General features: G+C 72.1%; 16 protein-coding genes. 10 read left to right on the top strand and 6 right to left on the bottom strand.

The features are described 5' to 3' along the window. Positions 1–2: 2 nt before the first annotated feature. From GQQ92_RS15070 to GQQ92_RS15060, 3 genes are all read left to right on the top strand, one after another. Positions 3–1202, top strand: coding sequence for an ABC transporter ATP-binding protein (locus GQQ92_RS15070; protein WP_157000122.1), 1200 nt, complete (start codon positions 3–5; stop codon positions 1200–1202). Positions 1203–1204: 2 nt separating this feature from the next. Beyond that, a complete protein-coding gene (locus GQQ92_RS15065; RefSeq protein WP_157000121.1) occupies positions 1205–2116 on the top strand; it encodes an ABC transporter permease in 912 nt (303 codons plus the stop codon). A gap of 83 nt (positions 2117–2199) precedes the next feature. Further along, positions 2200–3015, top strand: a complete 816-nt coding sequence (locus tag GQQ92_RS15060; protein WP_372493421.1) for an ABC transporter permease — start codon at positions 2200–2202, stop codon at positions 3013–3015. Between the two features lie 156 nt (positions 3016–3171). On the opposite strand, the gene GQQ92_RS15055 is transcribed toward GQQ92_RS15060, so the two are convergent. Next, positions 3172–4161, bottom strand: coding sequence for an asparaginase (locus tag GQQ92_RS15055; protein WP_232057732.1), 990 nt, complete (start codon positions 4159–4161; stop codon positions 3172–3174). Between the two features lie 4 nt (positions 4162–4165). Next, positions 4166–5542: a 4-aminobutyrate--2-oxoglutarate transaminase gene (gene gabT / locus GQQ92_RS15050; protein ID WP_157000119.1), complete on the bottom strand. Its 1377-nt coding sequence runs from the start codon at positions 5540–5542 to the stop codon at positions 4166–4168. Positions 5543–5701: 159 nt separating this feature from the next. Between gabT and GQQ92_RS15045 the strand changes: the two genes are divergently transcribed. After that, a complete protein-coding gene (locus tag GQQ92_RS15045) occupies positions 5702–6175 on the top strand; it encodes an OsmC family protein (RefSeq protein WP_157000162.1) in 474 nt (157 codons plus the stop codon). Positions 6176–6185: 10 nt separating this feature from the next. Here GQQ92_RS15045 and GQQ92_RS15040 read toward each other — a convergent pair whose 3' ends face one another. Together GQQ92_RS15040 and GQQ92_RS15035 are read right to left on the bottom strand one after the other, a co-directional pair. Further along, positions 6186–7079 carry a hypothetical protein gene (locus GQQ92_RS15040; protein ID WP_157000118.1) on the bottom strand — a complete coding sequence of 298 codons (894 nt, stop codon included), beginning with the start codon at positions 7077–7079 and terminating at the stop codon, positions 6186–6188. A gap of 146 nt (positions 7080–7225) precedes the next feature. After that, positions 7226–8020, bottom strand: coding sequence for a lysophospholipid acyltransferase family protein (locus tag GQQ92_RS15035; RefSeq protein WP_157000117.1), 795 nt, complete (start codon positions 8018–8020; stop codon positions 7226–7228). Positions 8021–8109: 89 nt separating this feature from the next. Between GQQ92_RS15035 and GQQ92_RS15030 the strand changes: the two genes are divergently transcribed. From GQQ92_RS15030 to GQQ92_RS15005, 6 genes are all read left to right on the top strand, one after another. Further along, complete coding sequence (locus GQQ92_RS15030; protein WP_157000116.1) at positions 8110–8748, top strand: 4'-phosphopantetheinyl transferase family protein; 639 nt, start codon at positions 8110–8112, stop codon at positions 8746–8748. Positions 8749–8885: 137 nt separating this feature from the next. Further along, positions 8886–9971 (top strand): 1-deoxy-D-xylulose-5-phosphate reductoisomerase, encoded by a 1086-nt coding sequence (gene dxr / locus GQQ92_RS15025; RefSeq protein WP_157000115.1) that lies wholly within the window; start codon positions 8886–8888, stop codon positions 9969–9971. Positions 9972–10036: 65 nt separating this feature from the next. Then, a complete protein-coding gene (locus GQQ92_RS15020) occupies positions 10037–11362 on the top strand; it encodes a M50 family metallopeptidase (RefSeq protein ID WP_232057731.1) in 1326 nt (441 codons plus the stop codon). 133 nt (positions 11363–11495) lie between these two features. Then, a complete protein-coding gene (locus GQQ92_RS15015) occupies positions 11496–12743 on the top strand; it encodes a sensor histidine kinase (RefSeq protein WP_197738283.1) in 1248 nt (415 codons plus the stop codon). Continuing rightward, positions 12740–13402, top strand: coding sequence for a response regulator transcription factor (locus GQQ92_RS15010; protein WP_157000160.1), 663 nt, complete (start codon positions 12740–12742; stop codon positions 13400–13402). Before GQQ92_RS15015 ends, GQQ92_RS15010 begins: the two co-directional genes overlap by 4 nt. Before the next feature lie 369 nt (positions 13403–13771). After that, positions 13772–14068: an SHOCT domain-containing protein gene (locus tag GQQ92_RS15005; protein WP_157000113.1), complete on the top strand. Its 297-nt coding sequence runs from the start codon at positions 13772–13774 to the stop codon at positions 14066–14068. A 90-nt stretch (positions 14069–14158) separates the two neighbouring features. Here GQQ92_RS15005 and GQQ92_RS15000 read toward each other — a convergent pair whose 3' ends face one another. Both GQQ92_RS15000 and GQQ92_RS14995 read right to left on the bottom strand, forming a co-directional pair. Then, positions 14159–15415 carry a low temperature requirement protein A gene (locus tag GQQ92_RS15000; protein ID WP_157000112.1) on the bottom strand — a complete coding sequence of 419 codons (1257 nt, stop codon included), beginning with the start codon at positions 15413–15415 and terminating at the stop codon, positions 14159–14161. A 206-nt stretch (positions 15416–15621) separates the two neighbouring features. Then, complete coding sequence (locus tag GQQ92_RS14995; RefSeq protein ID WP_157000111.1) at positions 15622–16806, bottom strand: acetyl-CoA C-acetyltransferase; 1185 nt, start codon at positions 16804–16806, stop codon at positions 15622–15624. Positions 16807–16809 lie beyond the last annotated feature (3 nt).

Genomic DNA, 16809 nt, shown 5'->3' with positions numbered 1-16809 from the left:
TCATGGCAGTGCGCGAATTCGCCGAGCGGGGCGCAGACCTCGAGCTCGTCGGCATCCAGAAGCGGTTCCCCGGCTTCACGGCGATCCAAGACCTCGATCTCAAGATCCCCGCCGGGTCGTTCTTCGCCCTCCTCGGCCCGTCGGGCTGCGGCAAGACCACGACGCTCCGGCTCGTGGCGGGGCTCGAGGAGCCGACGCAGGGACGCATCCTCATCGGCGGCAAGGACGTGACGGCCACCCGGTCGCACGAGCGTCCCGTGAACACGGTGTTCCAGAGCTACGCGCTGTTCCCGCACATGAGCATCATCGAGAACGTCGCGTTCGGGCTGAAGCGCCGGCGCATCGGCGACCCGCTCGTCAAGGCGCACGAGGCGCTCAAGCTGGTCGAGCTCGATCACCTCGCCCAGCGCCGCCCGCAGCAGCTGTCCGGCGGTCAGCAGCAGCGCGTGGCCCTCGCGCGGGCGATCGTGAACCGCCCGGCGCTGCTGCTGCTCGACGAGCCGCTCGGCGCGCTCGACCTCAAGCTGCGCCGTCAGATGCAGCTCGAGCTGAAGACCATCCAAGAAGAGGTCGGCCTCACCTTCCTGCACGTGACCCACGACCAGGAGGAGGCCATGACCATGGCCGACACCGTCGCGGTCATGAACAAGGGGGCCATCGAGCAGATGGGCGCCCCCGAAGAGCTGTACGACCTGCCGAAGACGGCGTTCGTCGCGAACTTCCTCGGGCAGTCCAACCTCTTCGCGGGTGAGGTCGCCGGCGCGACCGACACCGCGATCACGGTCGACGTCGGCACGGCACGTCTCATCGTCCCGAAGGCCAGGGCGCACCGCCACAACGGTGCGGTCACCGTGGGCGTGCGACCCGAGAAGGTCTCGCTGCACACCGAGCGGCCGGTCGATTCGGCCGAGCGCAACGTGGTCGGCCCCGGCCGCGTGCTCGACGTCTCCTTCTCGGGCGTGAGCACGCAGTACATGGTCGACGTCCCCGGTCACGGCACCATCCTCGTGTTCGCGCAGAACACCGGTTCGGGCCCGAGCGTGGGCGTCGGCGACGAGGTGTACACGAGCTGGCTCGTCGAGCACGGCTTCGGCCTCGACGACGGCGCCGTCGAGGCGCAGCGGTTCGCACCCGACGATTCGACGACCTCGATCGCGGCGCAGCGCCGCGACGACCTGGTCGCCGAGCTCGAGGAGGGCTGAGCATGGCCTTCGCAGCGTTCGCGACCGCGGAGGCCCAGCCCCAGGCACCACGCAAGACGAGCCGCATCGCGCTGCTCCTCCTGCTGCCCGGCATCCTCTACCTGGTGCTGTTCTTCCTGACGCCGTTGATCTCGCTGCTGCTCACCTCGTTGCAGGCGCCGCTCGAATTCGGCGACATCGGCCAGTACCAGTACGCGTTCAACTGGCAGAACTACGTCGACGTGATGACCGCGTACTGGCCGCACATCCTGCGGTCGTTCGGGTACGCCCTCGCCGCGACGGTCTTCGCGCTCGCGTTCAGCTACCCGCTCGCGTACTTCATCGGCGTGAAGGCGCGACGCTGGCCGCTGCTGCAGAGCCTGATGCTGGTGCTCGTGATCGCCCCGTTCTTCATCAGCTTCCTGCTTCGCACGCTCGCCTGGAAGCAGATCCTCTCCGACGAGTCGTTCGTGATCACCTCGTTGAAGGCGCTGTCGCTCCTCGGCCCCGACGCGCACTTCACGGGCACGCCGTTCGCGGTCATCTTCGGCCTCACGTACAACTTCATCCCGTTCATGACCCTGCCGCTCTACACGGCCCTCGAACGCCTCGACCTGCGCTACCTCGAGGCGGGCAGCGACCTGTACGCGCACCCGTTCACCGTGTTCCGCAAGATCACGATCCCGCTGTCGATGCCCGGCATCGTCGCCGGCACCCTGCTGACCTTCATCCCCGCGGCCGGCGACTACGTCAACGCCAGCCGGGACTTCCTCGGCGGGCCCGACACGCAGATGATGGGCAACGTGATCGAGGCGAACTTCCTGGTGCTGCTGAACTATCCGGCGGCCGCGGCGCTGTCGATCATCCTGATGGCCGCGATCCTCGTGCTCGTGGGCATCTACGTCAAGCGTTCCGGAACGGAGGACCTGCTGTGAGCGGAGAAGTCCAGGCGGCCGCCGTGCTCGGCGGGCTCGCCGAGAGCGAGCAGACCGAATCCGGCCGGCGTCCGACCGGTCCGGTGCGTCCCCGCCGGGTCGGGCTCGGGTCGTGGCTGCTGCCCGCGTACACGGTCATCGCCTTCGTGTTCCTGCTGATCCCGATCGCGTACACCTTCGTGTTCTCGTTCAACGACTCCGTGAAGTCGAACATCGCCTGGCGCGGGTTCACCTTCGACAAGTGGCTGAACGTCTGCAACGTCGAGGGCGGCGCGGTCTGCGAGGCCTTCGCCAACAGCGTGATCATCGGCGTGGTGTCGACGATCATCGCCACGACGCTCGGCACCATGATCGCGATCGCCCTCGTGCGCTACCGGTTCCGCGCCCGTTCGGTGATCAGCCTGCTGCTCTTCCTGCCGATGGCGACCCCCGAGGTCGTGCTCGGTGCGGGCCTCGCCGCGCAGTTCCTCGCCGTGGGCGTGCCGAAGGACATGACGACGATCATCCTGGCGCACACGATGTTCTGCATCAGCTTCGTCGTGGTGACCGTCAAGGCGCGCGTGTCGAGCCTCGACCCGGCGCTCGAGGAGGCCGGCCGCGACCTGTACGGCTCGCCCGCCCAGGTGTTCTGGCGGGTGACCTTCCCGTTGCTCACGCCCGGCATCGTCGCGGCGGCACTGCTGTCGTTCGCGCTCAGCTTCGACGACTTCATCATCACGAACTTCAACTCGGGGTCGGTCTCGACGTTCCCGAAGTACGTGTACATCTCGGCGTCGCGCGGCATTCCCGCCGAGGCGAACGTCATCGCCTCGGCCGTGTTCCTCTTCGCGCTCGTGCTCGTGATCGGCGCCCAGGTGTCGCGGGCCGCGCGCGTGAAACGGCTTGCGAAGCTCGGCTGATCGAGCGGGCACGACGAAAGGATGCCGCACCGGAAGCATGTTCCGGTGCGGCATCCGTCGTTCAAGGGCCGGGCAGGCAGGGTAGGCCAGAGCACGGCAGGGCAGGCAGGGCCCCGCTGCAGCCGGCTGCGGCCGGTCGTGGCGGAGCCCGCTCGGTCAGACCGTCGCGCGGATCTCGCCCACGCGGCGTTCGCCGCCCATGATCCAGAGGTCGAGCTCGGTCGCCACGCGGTCGATCGAGCCCTCGTCGATCGCGCCGGCGCTCGCGAGGAGGCGCAGCGCGATGATCGTCGAGGCGCGCGAGGAGCCGTCGAGGACCTTGAGCGCCGTGGTCGTGCCGTTCGGCGCGGTCATCACCATGACGCCCTCCGCGCCGAACTTGGCGAACACCCCGACCCGTTCGATCGCGACGGTGTCGGGCTGGCCGGGGCCCGCGATCGCCCACGCGTTCTCGCGAACGCCCTCGGTGAGGGCGGCGGCCTCGCGGAAGAGCGCGAACGGCGACGAGGGCGCCGCGGTCGTGATCTTCTGGATGCCGCGAGCGAGGCCGGTGAGGCTGATCGCGTGCACGGGTGCGCCGCAGCCGTCGGGCGCGGTGGCGGCGGGCCGTTCGCCGGTGAGCCGCTCGAGCACGTCGAGGATGCGTTTCTGCAGCGGATGCGCCGGATCGAGGTAGCCCTCGAGCGGCCAGCCGTTCGCCGCGCAGGCGAGCAGCATCGCGGCGTGCTTGCCCGAGCAGGTCATGTAGACGCGCTCGCGAGCACCGCCGGAGCGGGTGAGCTCCTCGCGCGCGGTCTGGTCGAGGGGGGCGGCCGGCGGGCAGCCGAGCGCGGACTCGGGGATCGAGGCGCGCGCGAGCAACCCGCGCACGAGCGCGACGTGCGCGGCGGTGCCGGCGTGGCTGGCGGTCGCGATCGCGGCGTCCTCGCCGCGCAGGTTCACGCCGGAGGACATGACCGCCACGGCCTGGAACGGCTTCATCGCGGAGCGGGGGAAGACGGGCGTCGCCACGTCGCCGAGGGTGCGCTGGAGCTCGCCCTCGGGGGAGAGCACGACGGCGGAGCCGGCGTGCCTGGACTCGGTGAAACCACTGCGTTCGACCACGGCGAGTTGGACGGCGTCGGAGATGGAGAAGGTACCGGTCACCGGATCAACCGAGTGCCGCGAAGCCGTCGTCGAGCACGTGCAGGGCATCGGCGACGAGGTCGTCGCTCATCGCGAGGCTCGGGAGGAACCGCAGCACGTTGCCGTTGGTGCCCGCGCTGAGGAGCAGCACGCCCTGCTGGGCCGCGAACGCGACGAGCGAGCTCACCGCCTCGGGGTTCGGCGCCTTCGTGGTCGCGCCGGTGCCGGGCTGCACGAGCTCGATCGCGATCATCGCGCCCATGCCGCGGATGTCGCCGATGATGTCGTAGCGCTCCTTGAGCCGCTCGAGGCCGGCCGTGAGCGTCGCGCCGATGCGCGTCGCCTCGTCGAGGAGTCCGTTGGCCTCGATGGACTCGAACACGGCGACGGCCGCGGCGCACGCGACCGGATTGCCGCCGAAGGTGCCGCCGAGGCCGCCCGCGTGCGCGGAATCCATGATCTCGGCCCGCCCGGTGACGCCGGCGAGCGGCAGGCCGCCCGCGATGCCCTTGGCGGAGAGCACGAGATCGGGGACCCAGCCGAAGTGCTCGCTCGCGAACCAGCGGCCCGTGCGCGCCATGCCCGACTGGATCTCGTCGGCGATCATGACGACGCCGTGCTCGGTGCACCACGACTGCAGGGTCGTGAGGAAGCCCTCGGCGGGCACCATGAACCCGCCCTCGCCCTGGATCGGCTCGACCACGAGGCACGCGAGGTCGCTCGCCCCGACGGCCTTCTCGAGGTAGGCGATGGTGCGGGCCGCGGCGTCGGCGCCCGAGAGGCCGTCGCGGTAGGGGTAGGAGCTCGGCGCGTGGTAGACGTCGCCGGCGAACGGCCCGAAGCCCGTGGCATACGGGTGCGCCTTGTAGTTCATCGCCATCGTGAGGTTGGTGCGGCCGTGGTAGGCGTGGTCGAGCACGGCGACGGCGCGTCGGCCGGTGTGCTTGCGGGCGATCTTGACGCCGTTCTCGACGGCCTCGGCACCCGAGTTCACGAGCACGCTGCGCTTCTCGTGGTTGCCGGGCGTGTGCTCGGCGAGGAGCTCGGCGACGCGCACGTACTCCTCGTAGGGCGTGATCGTGAAGAGCGTGTGGATGACGTCCTGCAGCTGGGCCGCGGCCGCCTCGACGACGGATGCCTCGGTGTGGCCGATCGTCGTCACGCCGATGCCGGCGCCGAAGTCGAGGAACCGGTTGCCGTCGACGTCGACGAGCACCGCGCCGTTGGCGCGTTCGATGTAGACGGGCAGCGCCGACGAGACGCCGGCGGAGACGACCTTGACGCGTCGCTCGTGCAGTTCTCGCGACTTCGGGCCGGGGATCGCCGTGACGATGCGGCGCTCCTGCGGCACCGAGTAGACGGGTGCGGCCTTGGTCTCTGCGGGTGTCTGGATGTCAGTCATGATGCCTTCAAGACTAGCGCCGAGCGACCGCCGCCCGCGGGCGATCCGACGAGCATGCGGGGCGTTCGCCCGCGACATCCGGATGCCTCGGGCTAGCGTGGAACCCGACCGGGATCGCCCCGGCCGCGCAGCCCGGAGAACGAGGAACGGAGCCGCATGATGCTCGGCGAACACGCCTACGCCGTCGACCTGGAGTGGACGGGCGCCCGCGAGGGCGGCACTACGGGATACCGCGACTACGGCCGCGACCACCTGCTGCGGGCGGCGGGCAAGGCGCACGTCATCGAGGGTTCGAGCGACTGGGTGTTCCACGGCGACGCCGAGCGCTGGAACCCCGAGGAGCTGCTGCTCGGCGCCCTCAGCCAGTGCCACATGCTCTCCTACCTGCACGTCGCGACCCTGCACGGCGTGGTCGTCGTGGGCTACACGGATGCCGCGACCGGCGTCATGCTCGAGGACGGGCGCGGCGGCGGCGCGTTCCGCGAGGTCACGCTGCGTCCGCGCGTCGTGGTCGCCGACCCCGCGATGGTCGACCTCGCACAGGAGATCCACGCGGAGGCCGCGCGCAAGTGCTTCATCGCGGCATCCGTCGCCTTTCCGGTGCACCACGAGGCCGAGGCATCCGCCCGCTGACCGGCGGCGATCAGCCGGTGACCGCCGGGAGGGTGGGCTCGACGGGGCAGGAGTGCCCGCCGACGAGCCGCGTGCACGGTTCGAAGAACGCCGGGTAGCGCTCGGCCGTCGGGTCGCCGAACCAGCGGTGCCAGAGCCGCCAGAAGTTGAGGTTGCCGTAGGCGCCGCATCCGTCGCCGCCCTCGGGGTCCGCGAGCGTGGCCGCGTTGGGCTGGTACGGCGTGTAGTTGTAGAGGTTCGCGGTGGCCTGATTGCGGATCTCGACCGTGCTCGCCCCGCACGCGGCGTCGGGGTGGTAGCCGACGTCGGTCGCGCCGATCATGTAGCGGCGTTCGGGATGCTCGGTGTACTGCCGGAACTGCCAGGCCGCGTTGTACACCTGGTTGAAGAACCCGAAGTACTTCTGGTCGCAGTCGGCCGTGTCGGGGCAGGCGTAGCCGGTCGCGCGCAGGTATCCGTCGGCGGTCGGGCGCGTGAGCAGCGACTGCTCCTTCTGCAGCAGCACGAGCAGGGTGCGCGGGCTGATGCCGCAGGCCTCGGCGACCTTCGCGATGATGCGGCTCGCGGGCTCGTCATCGGCGCCGCGGTACTCGGCGCAGTGCCTGCCGCCGACGGCGGGCTGCGTGGTCGTCGTCTCGGCGTGCTCGGCGAGGCAGTCGATGCCGATGTCGGCCCGGCACGGCACCTGCTCGAGGAAGTCCTGGATCTCGCCCTCGTCCATCGCGTCGCTGTTGTAGAAGGCGTCGTCGCTCACGATGAGGCCGGGGGAGAACTCGGTTGCGGGCGGCTCGGGCAGCGTGCGGTCGACCCTGGTCGGCGCCGGGGGAGCGGCGAAGCAGCCGGCGAGCACGAGCACGGCCGACAGCGCCGCGGTGAGGCGTGCGAGGCGGCGGGGGGTGCTCACCCGCCCGACCCTACCGCCGTGAGCGCGGACCGCGCTGGGAATCGCCCGCACGTCGCCCGGCTCGTCGCCCAGCGTCGCCCGCGCGTCGCCCGGCACGTCGTGGGCCGGAGGTCGCGATCGGATGCCGCGGAGCCTGCGTGGCTCGATCAGAGTCGCTCGCGCGGCACGACCTTGTCGGCCAGCTTGGCGAGGGTGCCCTCCGGCGGCTTCTCGTTGTAGACGCCCGCGAGCTCCTGCTTGGAGAGCGCGTGGATGCCGGCCATGATCTCGTCGGTCGCGGCGCGCCGGGCGCGCCCGGAGGTGGCGGCGCCGTGCCGGGACACGTCGATCGGGGCGCCGAAGCGCACGGTGACGGGCCGCACGCGCGGCAGCTTCGCGCCGACGGGCTGGATCTCCTGCGTGCCGATGAGGCCGACGGGCACGACGACGGCGCCGGTCTGCAGGGCGAGCCACGCGACGCCCGTGCGGCCGCGGTAGAGGCGTCCGTCGAGCGAGCGGGTGCCCTCGGGATAGATGGCGAAGGCGTTGCCGGCCTCGAGGATGCCGCGACCGGCGTCGAGCGCGGCCTGCGCGTCGGCACCGGCGCCTCGCTTCACGCCGACCGCGCCGATCGCCGTGAAGAACGTGCGCGAGACCCAGCCGCGGAACCCGGTGCCGGTGAAGTAGTCGTCCTTCGCGAGGAACTGCACGGGCCGGGGCGAGGCGAGGGGGATCACGACGCTGTCGATGAACGAGAGGTGGTTGCTCGCGAGGATGACCGGACCGGAGGCGGGGAGGTGCTCGGTGCCGCTGATGCGCGGCCGGTAGATGGCGAGGGCGACGGGTCGCAGGATGCCGCGGATGATGCGGTACGCCGGACCCTGCCGGACGGCGGCGGGGGCGTCGTCGCCGGGCTTCTCGGCCGCGTCGGCGTCGGTCCGGCCCTCGTCGTGCTCTGTCACCCTCCGACCCTAGGCGCGGTGCCATTCCGGGTCGGGCATACGATCGGCGCCTCCCCGTCGCGGACGGCGACGTGCGAGAGGATGGACGCGTGGACGTGAACCCCGACGACGAGCCGATCGAGCTCGGCCAGACCGGCGTACGGGTGCGCGTCGTGGCCGGGTCGCGGCGGCATCCAGGGGCCGATGCCGTGCTGCGCGCGCTCGTCGCCGAGACGGCCGCGGTCCCCGCCGGCGACGTCGAGCTCGTGCACGCGTGCGAACGCTGCGGAGCGCGGCACGGCCGGGTCACGGTGGCGTATCCGCTGACCGCGTCGGGTTCGCCGAGGTATGCGGATGTCGCGATCCACGGCGACGCGATCGTCGCGGCGACCGGCACGAGGCATCCGCTCGGGGTCGCCGTCGAACCGGTGGCCCTCGCCGCCGGGGCGGTCATCGACGAGGCGGCGCTGCACCCCGACGAGCGGGCGGCGCTGCGCGGGCTCGACGCCGACGAGGCCGCACTCGCGAGGGCGACGCTGTGGGCGCGCAAGACCGCGCTGCTCCGCGCACTGGGGCACAGCGACTTCATCGAGCCGTCGCGGCTCGCGATCTCGGACCCGCGGCTCGACGGCGGCGTCGGACGCATCGAGCGCGGCGTGCCCGAGTTCGGGTCGTTCTGGCGCGACGTCGTGTTCCACGACGTGGCGGTGCCCGGGCGCCGTGCGGCCACGGTCGCGGTCATCGGCTGACGCGGGTCTCGAGACGGCGCTGCGCGCCTCCTCGACCGGCGGAGGTCCCGCGCCGCCGGTCGAGGAGCGCAGCGTCTCGAGACCGCGCCGCCGGTCGAGGAGCGCAGCGTCTCGAGACCGCGCCCTAGGGTGGGATGGTGCGCTCAGTCATCATCCTCGGCTCCACCGGTTCGATCGGCACCCAGGCCCTCGACGTCATCCGCGCGAATCCGCGCCGGTTCGAGGTGGTCGGCCTCGCGGTCGGCTCGAACCGGGCCGTGCTCGAGGCGCAGGCCGCCGAGTTCGGGGTCGAGCACACGGCCGTCGGCATTGACGAGGCCGTGCAGCTCGTGCGCGACGTCGACGCCGACGTCGTGCTCAACGGCATCACCGGGTCGGTCGGACTCGGCCCGACCCTCGCGACGCTCGAGCGCGGCACGACCCTCGCCCTGGCGAACAAGGAGTCGCTGATCGTCGGCGGCGACCTGGTCACGAGGCTCGCGAAGTCCGGGCAGATCGTGCCGGTCGACTCCGAGCACTCCGCGATCGCGCAGGCCCTCCGGTCGGGCACCGACGACGAGGTGCGCCGCCTGGTGCTCACCGCGTCGGGCGGCCCCTTCCGCGGTCGCAGGCGCGAGGAGCTCGCCGACGTGACGCCCGCGCAGGCGCTCGCCCACCCCACGTGGGATATGGGCCTCGTGGTCACGACGAACTCCGCGACGCTCGTGAACAAGGGGCTCGAGGTGATCGAGGCGCATCTGCTCTTCGACGTGCCCTACGACCGCATCGACGTGACCGTGCACCCGCAGTCGATCGTGCACTCGATGGTCGAGTTCGTCGACGGCTCCACGATCGCGCAGGCCTCGCCGCCCGACATGCGCCTGCCCATCTCGCTCGGCCTCGACTGGCCGAACCGCGTGGCCGCCGTCGGCCGCCCGCTCGACTGGAGCGTCGCCTCGTCGTGGACCTTCGAGCCGCTCGACCACGCCGCGTTCCCCGCGGTCTCGCTCGCCAAGGAGGTCGGCCGCGCGGGCGGCGACTACCCGGCCGTCTTCAACGCCGCCAATGAAGAGGCGGTGGCCGCGTTCCACGCCGGGCGCATCGGGTTCCTCGCCATTGTCGACACCGTGCGCGCGGTCGTCGAGGCGCACGAGCCGCCCGAGGGCAAGGTCACGGTGGCCTCGCTCGCCGAGTCGGAGCGGGTCGCGCGGGCGGCCGCGAACGCGCGCATCGATCGCGCGTAGCGGAGGCATCCGCTCTCCCAGCCGAGCGTCAGCCGACGCAAAGACTTCGGCAGTACGCTCATCGGGTGGATTCCGTGCTGCCGTTCCTCCTCGGCGTTCTCGTCATCGTCCTCGGCCTCGCCGTGTCCATCGCGCTGCACGAGATCGGGCACCTGGTGCCGGCGAAGCTCTTCGGGGTGAAGGTCACGCAGTACATGATCGGATTCGGCCCGACGCTCTGGTCGAAGCGCCGCGGCGAGACCGAGTACGGCGTCAAGGCCATCCCGCTGGGCGGCTACATCTCGATGATCGGCATGTTCCCGCCGGCCAAGGGCGAGCAGGTGCACGCCGACTCCACGGGGTTCTTCAAGGGCCTCGTGCAGGACGCACGCGATTCCAGCCAGGAGTCCATCACGCCGGGCGACGAGCAGCGGGCGTTCTACCTCCTCCCCGTCTGGAAGCGCATCATCATCATGTTCGGCGGGCCGTTCATGAACCTCGTGCTCGCGGTCGTGCTCTTCGGGGTGCTCCTCATGGGCTTCGGCGTGCCCCAGTCGACGACGACCGTCGCGTCGGTCAGCGCCTGCGTGCTGCCGGCCACGAGCGAGCGGCAGACGTGCGAGCCCGGCGACCCGGCCGCTCCCGGCGCCGAGGCGGGCCTGAAGCCGGGCGACACGCTCGTCTCGATCGACGGCGAGCCGGTCACCTCGTGGGAGCAGTCCACCGCGATCATCCGCGCGAACCCGGGCGAGGACCTCGCGGTCGTCGTCGAGCGCGACGGCGCCGAGCAGACGCTCACGGTCACCCCCGCGCTCAGCGAACGGTACGTCGTCGGCGACGACGGCAAGGTCGTGACGGATGCCGCGGGCGAGCCCGTGACCGTCGACGTCGGCTTCGTCGGCATCGGCCCGACCGGCGCGCGCGTGCAGCAGCCCGTGACCGCGGTGCTGCCGGCCGTCGGCGAGAACATCGCCGGCGTCGCGGGCATCGTCGTGAACCTGCCCCAGCGCATGGTCGACGTGGCGAACGCCGCGTTCGGCCCCGCGGAGCGCGACCCGAACGGCCCGCTCAGCGTGGTGGGCGTCGGCCGGGTCGCGGGCGAGGTCGCGGCGAGCGACCAGATCGCGAGCGTCGACAAGGTCGCGGGGCTCATCGGCATCCTGGGCTCGCTGAACATCGCGCTCTTCGTGTTCAACCTCATCCCGCTGCTGCCGCTCGACGGCGGGCACATCGCGGGCGCGCTCTTCGAGGGCATCCGCCGGGCCTTCGCGAAGTTGTTCCGTCGGCCAGACCCCGGCCCCGTCGACATGGCCAAGCTCATGCCGCTCACCCTCGGAGTGGTCATCGTGCTCGGGGCGATGAGCGCGCTGCTCATCTACGCCGACCTCGTGAAGCCGGTGCAGCTGTTCTGATCGCGTCACCCGGTTCCGCTCACCTCCGCGTCGTCCCCGTCGCGGCATGTGCTCGCGCGTACTCCTGGGGGAGTACCCGATGAGGCGCCGTGCGGAGGATCCGGCGGGCGACGCGGCTCGATACGATCCCGGGATGCCCGTGCCGCCCTGGGAGACCCGATCCGGCTGGGACGGCCCGCCCTCGCGCGGCGGTCGGCCCGGCGGCCCACCCTACGCTGACGGCGGCCTCCGCGACACCGGCGTCGGGCCAGGCGGCGTGCGGTTCCGGCCCTCGGCGAGGTTCCGGCTGCTGGCACCCATCGTCATCAGCCTGCTCGTGCAGGTGCCCGCCGCCATCGGCATCGCGGTGTGGTCGCAGGCCGGCTGGGCGGCCGGCATCGGTCAGGTGCTGCTCGCCGCGATCGGGCCGATCGCCCTGCTCGGCATCCGTCGGCGGCCGGGCCCGACGGTCGCCCTCGTCGCGCTCGCCGCGCTCGCCGACCTGCTGCTCGCCCCCGACGCCGGGCCGCCCTACCTCGCCCTCGCGTTCGCGATCGTCATCTCCGTGTCGCGCGGCGCGCTCGTCTGGGCGGCGAGCGCGGTCGTCGCCGGCTGGGTCGCGGCCGTCGTGCTCGGCACGGCGTGGGGCCAGTCGTGGCATCCGTTCCGTGCCGCGTTCACGACGCTCGCGCTCGCCGCATGCTTCGGCATCGGGGCCTTCGTGCGCACCCGCGAGGAGCGCATGCGCCGGTATCGGGTCGAGGCGATGGCGCGGCGGCAGAGCGCCGAGGAGCGAGAGCGGGTGCGCATCGCCAGGGAGCTGCACGACGTCATCGGCCACGCCCTGTCGCAGATCAACGTGCAGGCGAGCGTCGGCCTGCACCTCATGGACCGCGATGCCGAGCAGGCCCGCACCGCCCTCGCGAACATCAAGGTCACGTCGAAGACGGCCCTCGAGGAGGTGCGCAGCGTGCTCGGCGCGATCCGCACCGACGCCGACGCGCCGCTCTCGCCGCAGGCGGAGCTCGCCGAACTGCCGCGCCTCGTGGCCGGCGTCGCGAGCCCCGACCTCGCGGTGCGCCTCGACGACCGCCTCGACGGCGATGCGCCGGGTCGGGCCGCCCAGTTCGCCGCCTACCGCATCGCGCAGGAGGCGCTGACGAACGTCGTGCGCCACGCCGCCGCTGCGAACGCCGTCGTCATCGTGGCCCGTGAGGGCGACGTGCTGCGTGTCACCGTCGACGACGACGGCACCGGCCCGGCCGGGGCATCCGCCGACGGCAGCGGCATCCTCGGCATGCGCGAACGGGCCGCGCTGCTCGGCGGCTCCGTGCAGGTCGAAACCTCGCCCGAGGGCGGCACGCGGGTCGACGCCCGACTGCCGTGGACGGCCACGCCGTGATCCGGGTGGCGCTGGCCGACGACCAGCTCCTCGTGCGCGCCGGATTCCGCGCGCTGCTCGAAGCTGAACCCGACGTCGAGGTGGTCGGCGAGGCGTCGACCGGGGCCGAGCTGCTCGAGCTCGTGCGGCGGCATCCGGTCGACGTGGTGCTCATGGACATCCGCATGCCGGGCGGCGACGGACTCTGGGCGACCGAGCAGATCGCGGCCGACCCCGCGCTCGCGGGCGTGCGCGTCGTGATCGTGACCACGTTCGAGCTCGACGAGTACGTCGCCCGCGCGGTGCGCGCCGGAGCGAGCGGCTTCCTCGTGAAGGACACCGAGCCCGTCGACCTCATCCGCGCCGTGCGCGTGGTCGCGAGCGGCGAGGCCCTGCTCTCGCCCGGCGTGACGAAGCGGCTGCTCGAACGTCTGGCCGTCGGCCTCCGCGATGCGCCCGACGCCGACCGGCTCGCCGCGCTCACCGACCGCGAGCGCGAGGTGCTGCGTCTCGTCGGCCTCGGCCTCACGAACGACGAGATCGCGGCCCGCCTCGTGCTCTCCCCGCTCACCGCGAAGACGCACGTGTCGCGCATCATGGCCAAGCTGCACGCGCGCGACCGCGTGCACCTCGTGGTCGTCGCCTACGAGTCGGGGCTCGTGGCGCCCGGCTGGCAGTAGCGGCATCCGCTCGGTGCAGGTGCCCCGCCACCCTCCCCTCCCAGCTCCCAGCTCCCAGCTCCCAGCTCCCAGCTCCCAGCTCCCAGCTCCCAGCTCCCAGCCCCCAGCTCCCGCCCCCCGCCCGTCCGCCGGCCCGCCCGCCGCCCGCCCGCCCGACAACTCTGAATCAGGCCGAAGTCGCGGATTCAGGCCGAAATCGCGTAATCCGTCCTGATCTCGCACCTTCGGCCTGATGCGAGATGTACGACGGCGCTGCTCCCGGGGGAGCAGGCGAAGTGCCTCCCGCGGCGGGATTCGCGGATGCCGCGCGCTGACGAGACTCGACGACGACGACCTGGGACGCAGGTCGCACGATCAAGGGAACACATCATGCTCACCACCCTCGCCACCGCCGCAACCGCGGCCGCGCACGCCGGACCCTGGGCGGCCGGCTTCGGCTGGGTCTTCTTCCTCATCCCGTTGTTCTGGCTGCTCGTCATCGGGCTCGTCGTGTTCGGCGTGAGCCGACGACGCCGTGCCTGGGCCGCCGAGGGCTACGCCCCGCCCTGGATGCGCGGCGCGACCGCCGAGTCCACCCTCGCGGAGCGGTTCGCGAAGGGCGACGTCGACGAGGTCGAGTACCGCGCCCGCCTCGAGGTGCTGCGCGCGAACCGACCGAACGCCTGATCCTGCCGAGAGCCACGAAGGGCGGATGCCGCGGCATCCGCCCTTCGTTACCGCAGCCGCACCGCAGCCGCACCGCAGCCGCGGCGCCGCTCAGCCGCCGAGCGCGCGATGCAGCGCCGCCGCCTGGTGTCGGTGCCCGACCGTCTCGTATCCGACCACGATCACGAAGGGCGACGCCGCCGTGATGAGCAGCCCGATCCCGAACGAGGCCCCGGCCGCGACGGCGACGACGGCGACGACGAGCGCCGCGATGGCGCCGAGGAAGAGCCAGATGTGGAACGGGTCGAACTGCCGGAGCAGCATCGAGTACACCGTGAAGAGCGCGACCACGAAGAGGCCGACGGGAATCACCACGGTGAGCAGCGCCGGCACGATGCCGATGTGGGCGACGCCCTCGATCTCGTAGGCGGCCACGTGCAGGCCCGCGCCGGTGCCGGCCAGCGAGAAGAACACGAAGTAGTGCAGGTAGCCCCACGCGAATCCGCGCTCGCGGAACCTCGCGAGCACCTGGCCCGACGGCATCGTGAAGTACGTCCACCAGAGGCCGAACACGAGGGCCGTCCCGGCGAACGCGAGCGTCACCGCCTCGACCGACCAGCCCTGCTCGTCGATCACGGCCGAGACCGCGAGGATCGTGCCGAGCACGATCTCGCCGAGCGTGATGATGACGAGCAGCCCGTAGCGCTCGGCGATGTGGTGGGGGTGCCAGGGTGTGGCGCCCTGCGGGCCGTGCTCGGCGACGTAGGGTCCGACGAGCTCGAGCACCACGAGCAGCGCCGTGAACGCGAGGGTCGGCGCGAGGGGGAGGTTCACGAAGAGGAGCACGAGCCAGCCGACCTGCGCGGCCGAGACGAACCAGACGTACGTGAGCGCCGTGCGCCGCCTCGACGGGTCGTGCTCGGCGGCCCGGAGCCAGAGCGCGATCGTCGCGACGCGCATGACGACGTACCCGGCGATGACGACGCCGTTGTCGACGTGCTCGCCCTCGTCGAGCGAGTGGAACAGCTGCGGCAGCCCCAGCGCGAGCACGAGCACGCCGATCATCTCGACCATCGTCGCGACGCGGAAGAAGACGTCGTCGTTGTCGTAGGCCGACGCGAGCCAGGAGTAGTTGATCCACGCCCACCAGATCGCGAAGATCGCGAACGCGAAGCCGCCGATCGCGGGCCACCAGTGCCCGAGCTCGAGCAGGTGCGCGGTCTGGGCGCCGGCCTGGCTGAAGGCGACGACGAAGGTGAGGTCGAAGAGCAGTTCGAGGGGGGTCGCGGCGCGGTGCGGCTCGTCGGGGTCGCGACCCGTCATGCGTCGGAGCCGGTGGTCGAGCGGCGGATGCGCTGGCGAGCTCATGTCGACATCGTGGCACGGTCGGCGTGCGCCGCACGAGGGGCGGATGCCTCGGCCTCGGGCCGGTCCAGCGCGTCGCCGCGGCATCCGCCGACGCCGTGGGCGTGCACGAATCCAGGAACACACCGCCTATGGGCGCGATATGCGGCTCTCGAGGGCGGCGGTCCTGAGAACGTGCAGGCCTGGGCGCGGTGGATTGCGGTCAGCGGTCAGCGCGAGAGCAGCAGCGCCTCGCCCTGTCCGCCGCCGCCGCAGAGCGCGACGGCCGCCGTGCCGCCGCCGCGACGCGAGAGCTCGAGCGCCGCGTGCAGCGCGAGACGCGCGCCGGACGCGCCGATCGGGTGTCCGAGCGCGATGGCGCCGCCGTGCACGTTGACCTTCTCGGCGTCGAGGTCGAGGTCTCGCATCGACTGGAGCGAGACGGCGGCGAAGGCCTCGTTGATCTCGACGAGGTCGAGGTCGGATGCCGCGAGCCCCTGCTTCTCGAGGGCCGCGGCGATCGCGTTCGAGGGCTGCGAGTGCAGCGAGTTGTCGGGCCCGGCGACCTGGCCCGAGGCGCCCACGAGCACGAGCCAGGGCAGGCCGCGGGACTCGGCCCACTCGCGGCTCGCCACGACGACCGCCGCGGCGCCGTCGGAGATCGGCGAGGAGTTTCCCGCCGTGATCGTGCCGTCTCCGGCGAACGCCGGTCGGAGACCGCCGAGCACGTCGGCGGTCGAGTCGGGGCGCACGCCCTGGTCTTCGGCGACGACGACCGGGTCGCCCTTGCGCTGCGGGATCTCGACGGGCACGATCTCGTCGGCGAACAGCCCGTCGGCCTGCGCGGCGCCCGCGCGGGCGTGCGAGGCGGCGGCGATCTCGTCCTGCTCGCGGCGGCCGATGCCGTAGCGGCCGTTGAAGCGCTCGGTCGACGCGCCCATCGACTCCTCGTCGAACGCGTCGGTCAGGCCGTCGTGGGCGGCGTGGTCGAGCATCGCCCACGTGCCGTAGCCCTTGCCGGCGCGCGAACCCGGCAGCAGGTGCGGCGCGTTGGTCATCGACTCCTGGCCGCCGGCCACGACGACGGATGCCTCGCCGAGGCGGATCAGCCGCGCGGCATCCGTGATCGCGGCGAGCCCCGAGAGGCAGACCTTGTTGATCGTGACGGCGGGCACCCGCCAGGGGATGCCGGCCGCGACCGCGCTCTGCTTGGCCGGGTTCTGGCCCGCGCCGGCCTGCAGCACCTGACCCATGATCACCTGGTCGACGTCGTCGGGGGAGACGCCGGCCTTCTCGAGCGCGCCGCGGATCGCGACGGTGCCGAGCTCGACGGCCGAGCGGGCCGCGAGGTTGCCGCTGATGCGGCCGAACGGCGTGCGTGCGCCGGCGATGATGACGACATCGGTGGTGGGCATGCG

Origin of the sequence: Agromyces terreus (assembly GCF_009749465.1) — a bacterium.
GTDB classification, from domain to species: domain Bacteria; phylum Actinomycetota; class Actinomycetes; order Actinomycetales; family Microbacteriaceae; genus Agromyces; species Agromyces terreus.
Note: the sequence above shows the minus strand (reverse complement) of the source record. Positions and strands in the feature narration are given on the sequence as shown.

Coding starts and splice junctions, on each gene's coding strand:
- GQQ92_RS15070 (WP_157000122.1), top strand. CDS start 3: ATGGCAGTGCGCGAATTCGCCGAGCGGGGCGCAGACCTCGAGCTCGTC.
- GQQ92_RS15065 (WP_157000121.1), top strand. CDS start 1,205: ATGGCCTTCGCAGCGTTCGCGACCGCGGAGGCCCAGCCCCAGGCACCA.
- gabT (WP_157000119.1), bottom strand. CDS start 5,542: ATGACTGACATCCAGACACCCGCAGAGACCAAGGCCGCACCCGTCTAC.
- GQQ92_RS15045 (WP_157000162.1), top strand. CDS start 5,702: ATGCTCGGCGAACACGCCTACGCCGTCGACCTGGAGTGGACGGGCGCC.
- GQQ92_RS15015 (WP_197738283.1), top strand. CDS start 11,496: ATGCCCGTGCCGCCCTGGGAGACCCGATCCGGCTGGGACGGCCCGCCC.
- GQQ92_RS15005 (WP_157000113.1), top strand. CDS start 13,772: ATGCTCACCACCCTCGCCACCGCCGCAACCGCGGCCGCGCACGCCGGA.
- GQQ92_RS15000 (WP_157000112.1), bottom strand. CDS start 15,415: ATGAGCTCGCCAGCGCATCCGCCGCTCGACCACCGGCTCCGACGCATG.
- GQQ92_RS14995 (WP_157000111.1), bottom strand. CDS start 16,806: ATGCCCACCACCGATGTCGTCATCATCGCCGGCGCACGCACGCCGTTC.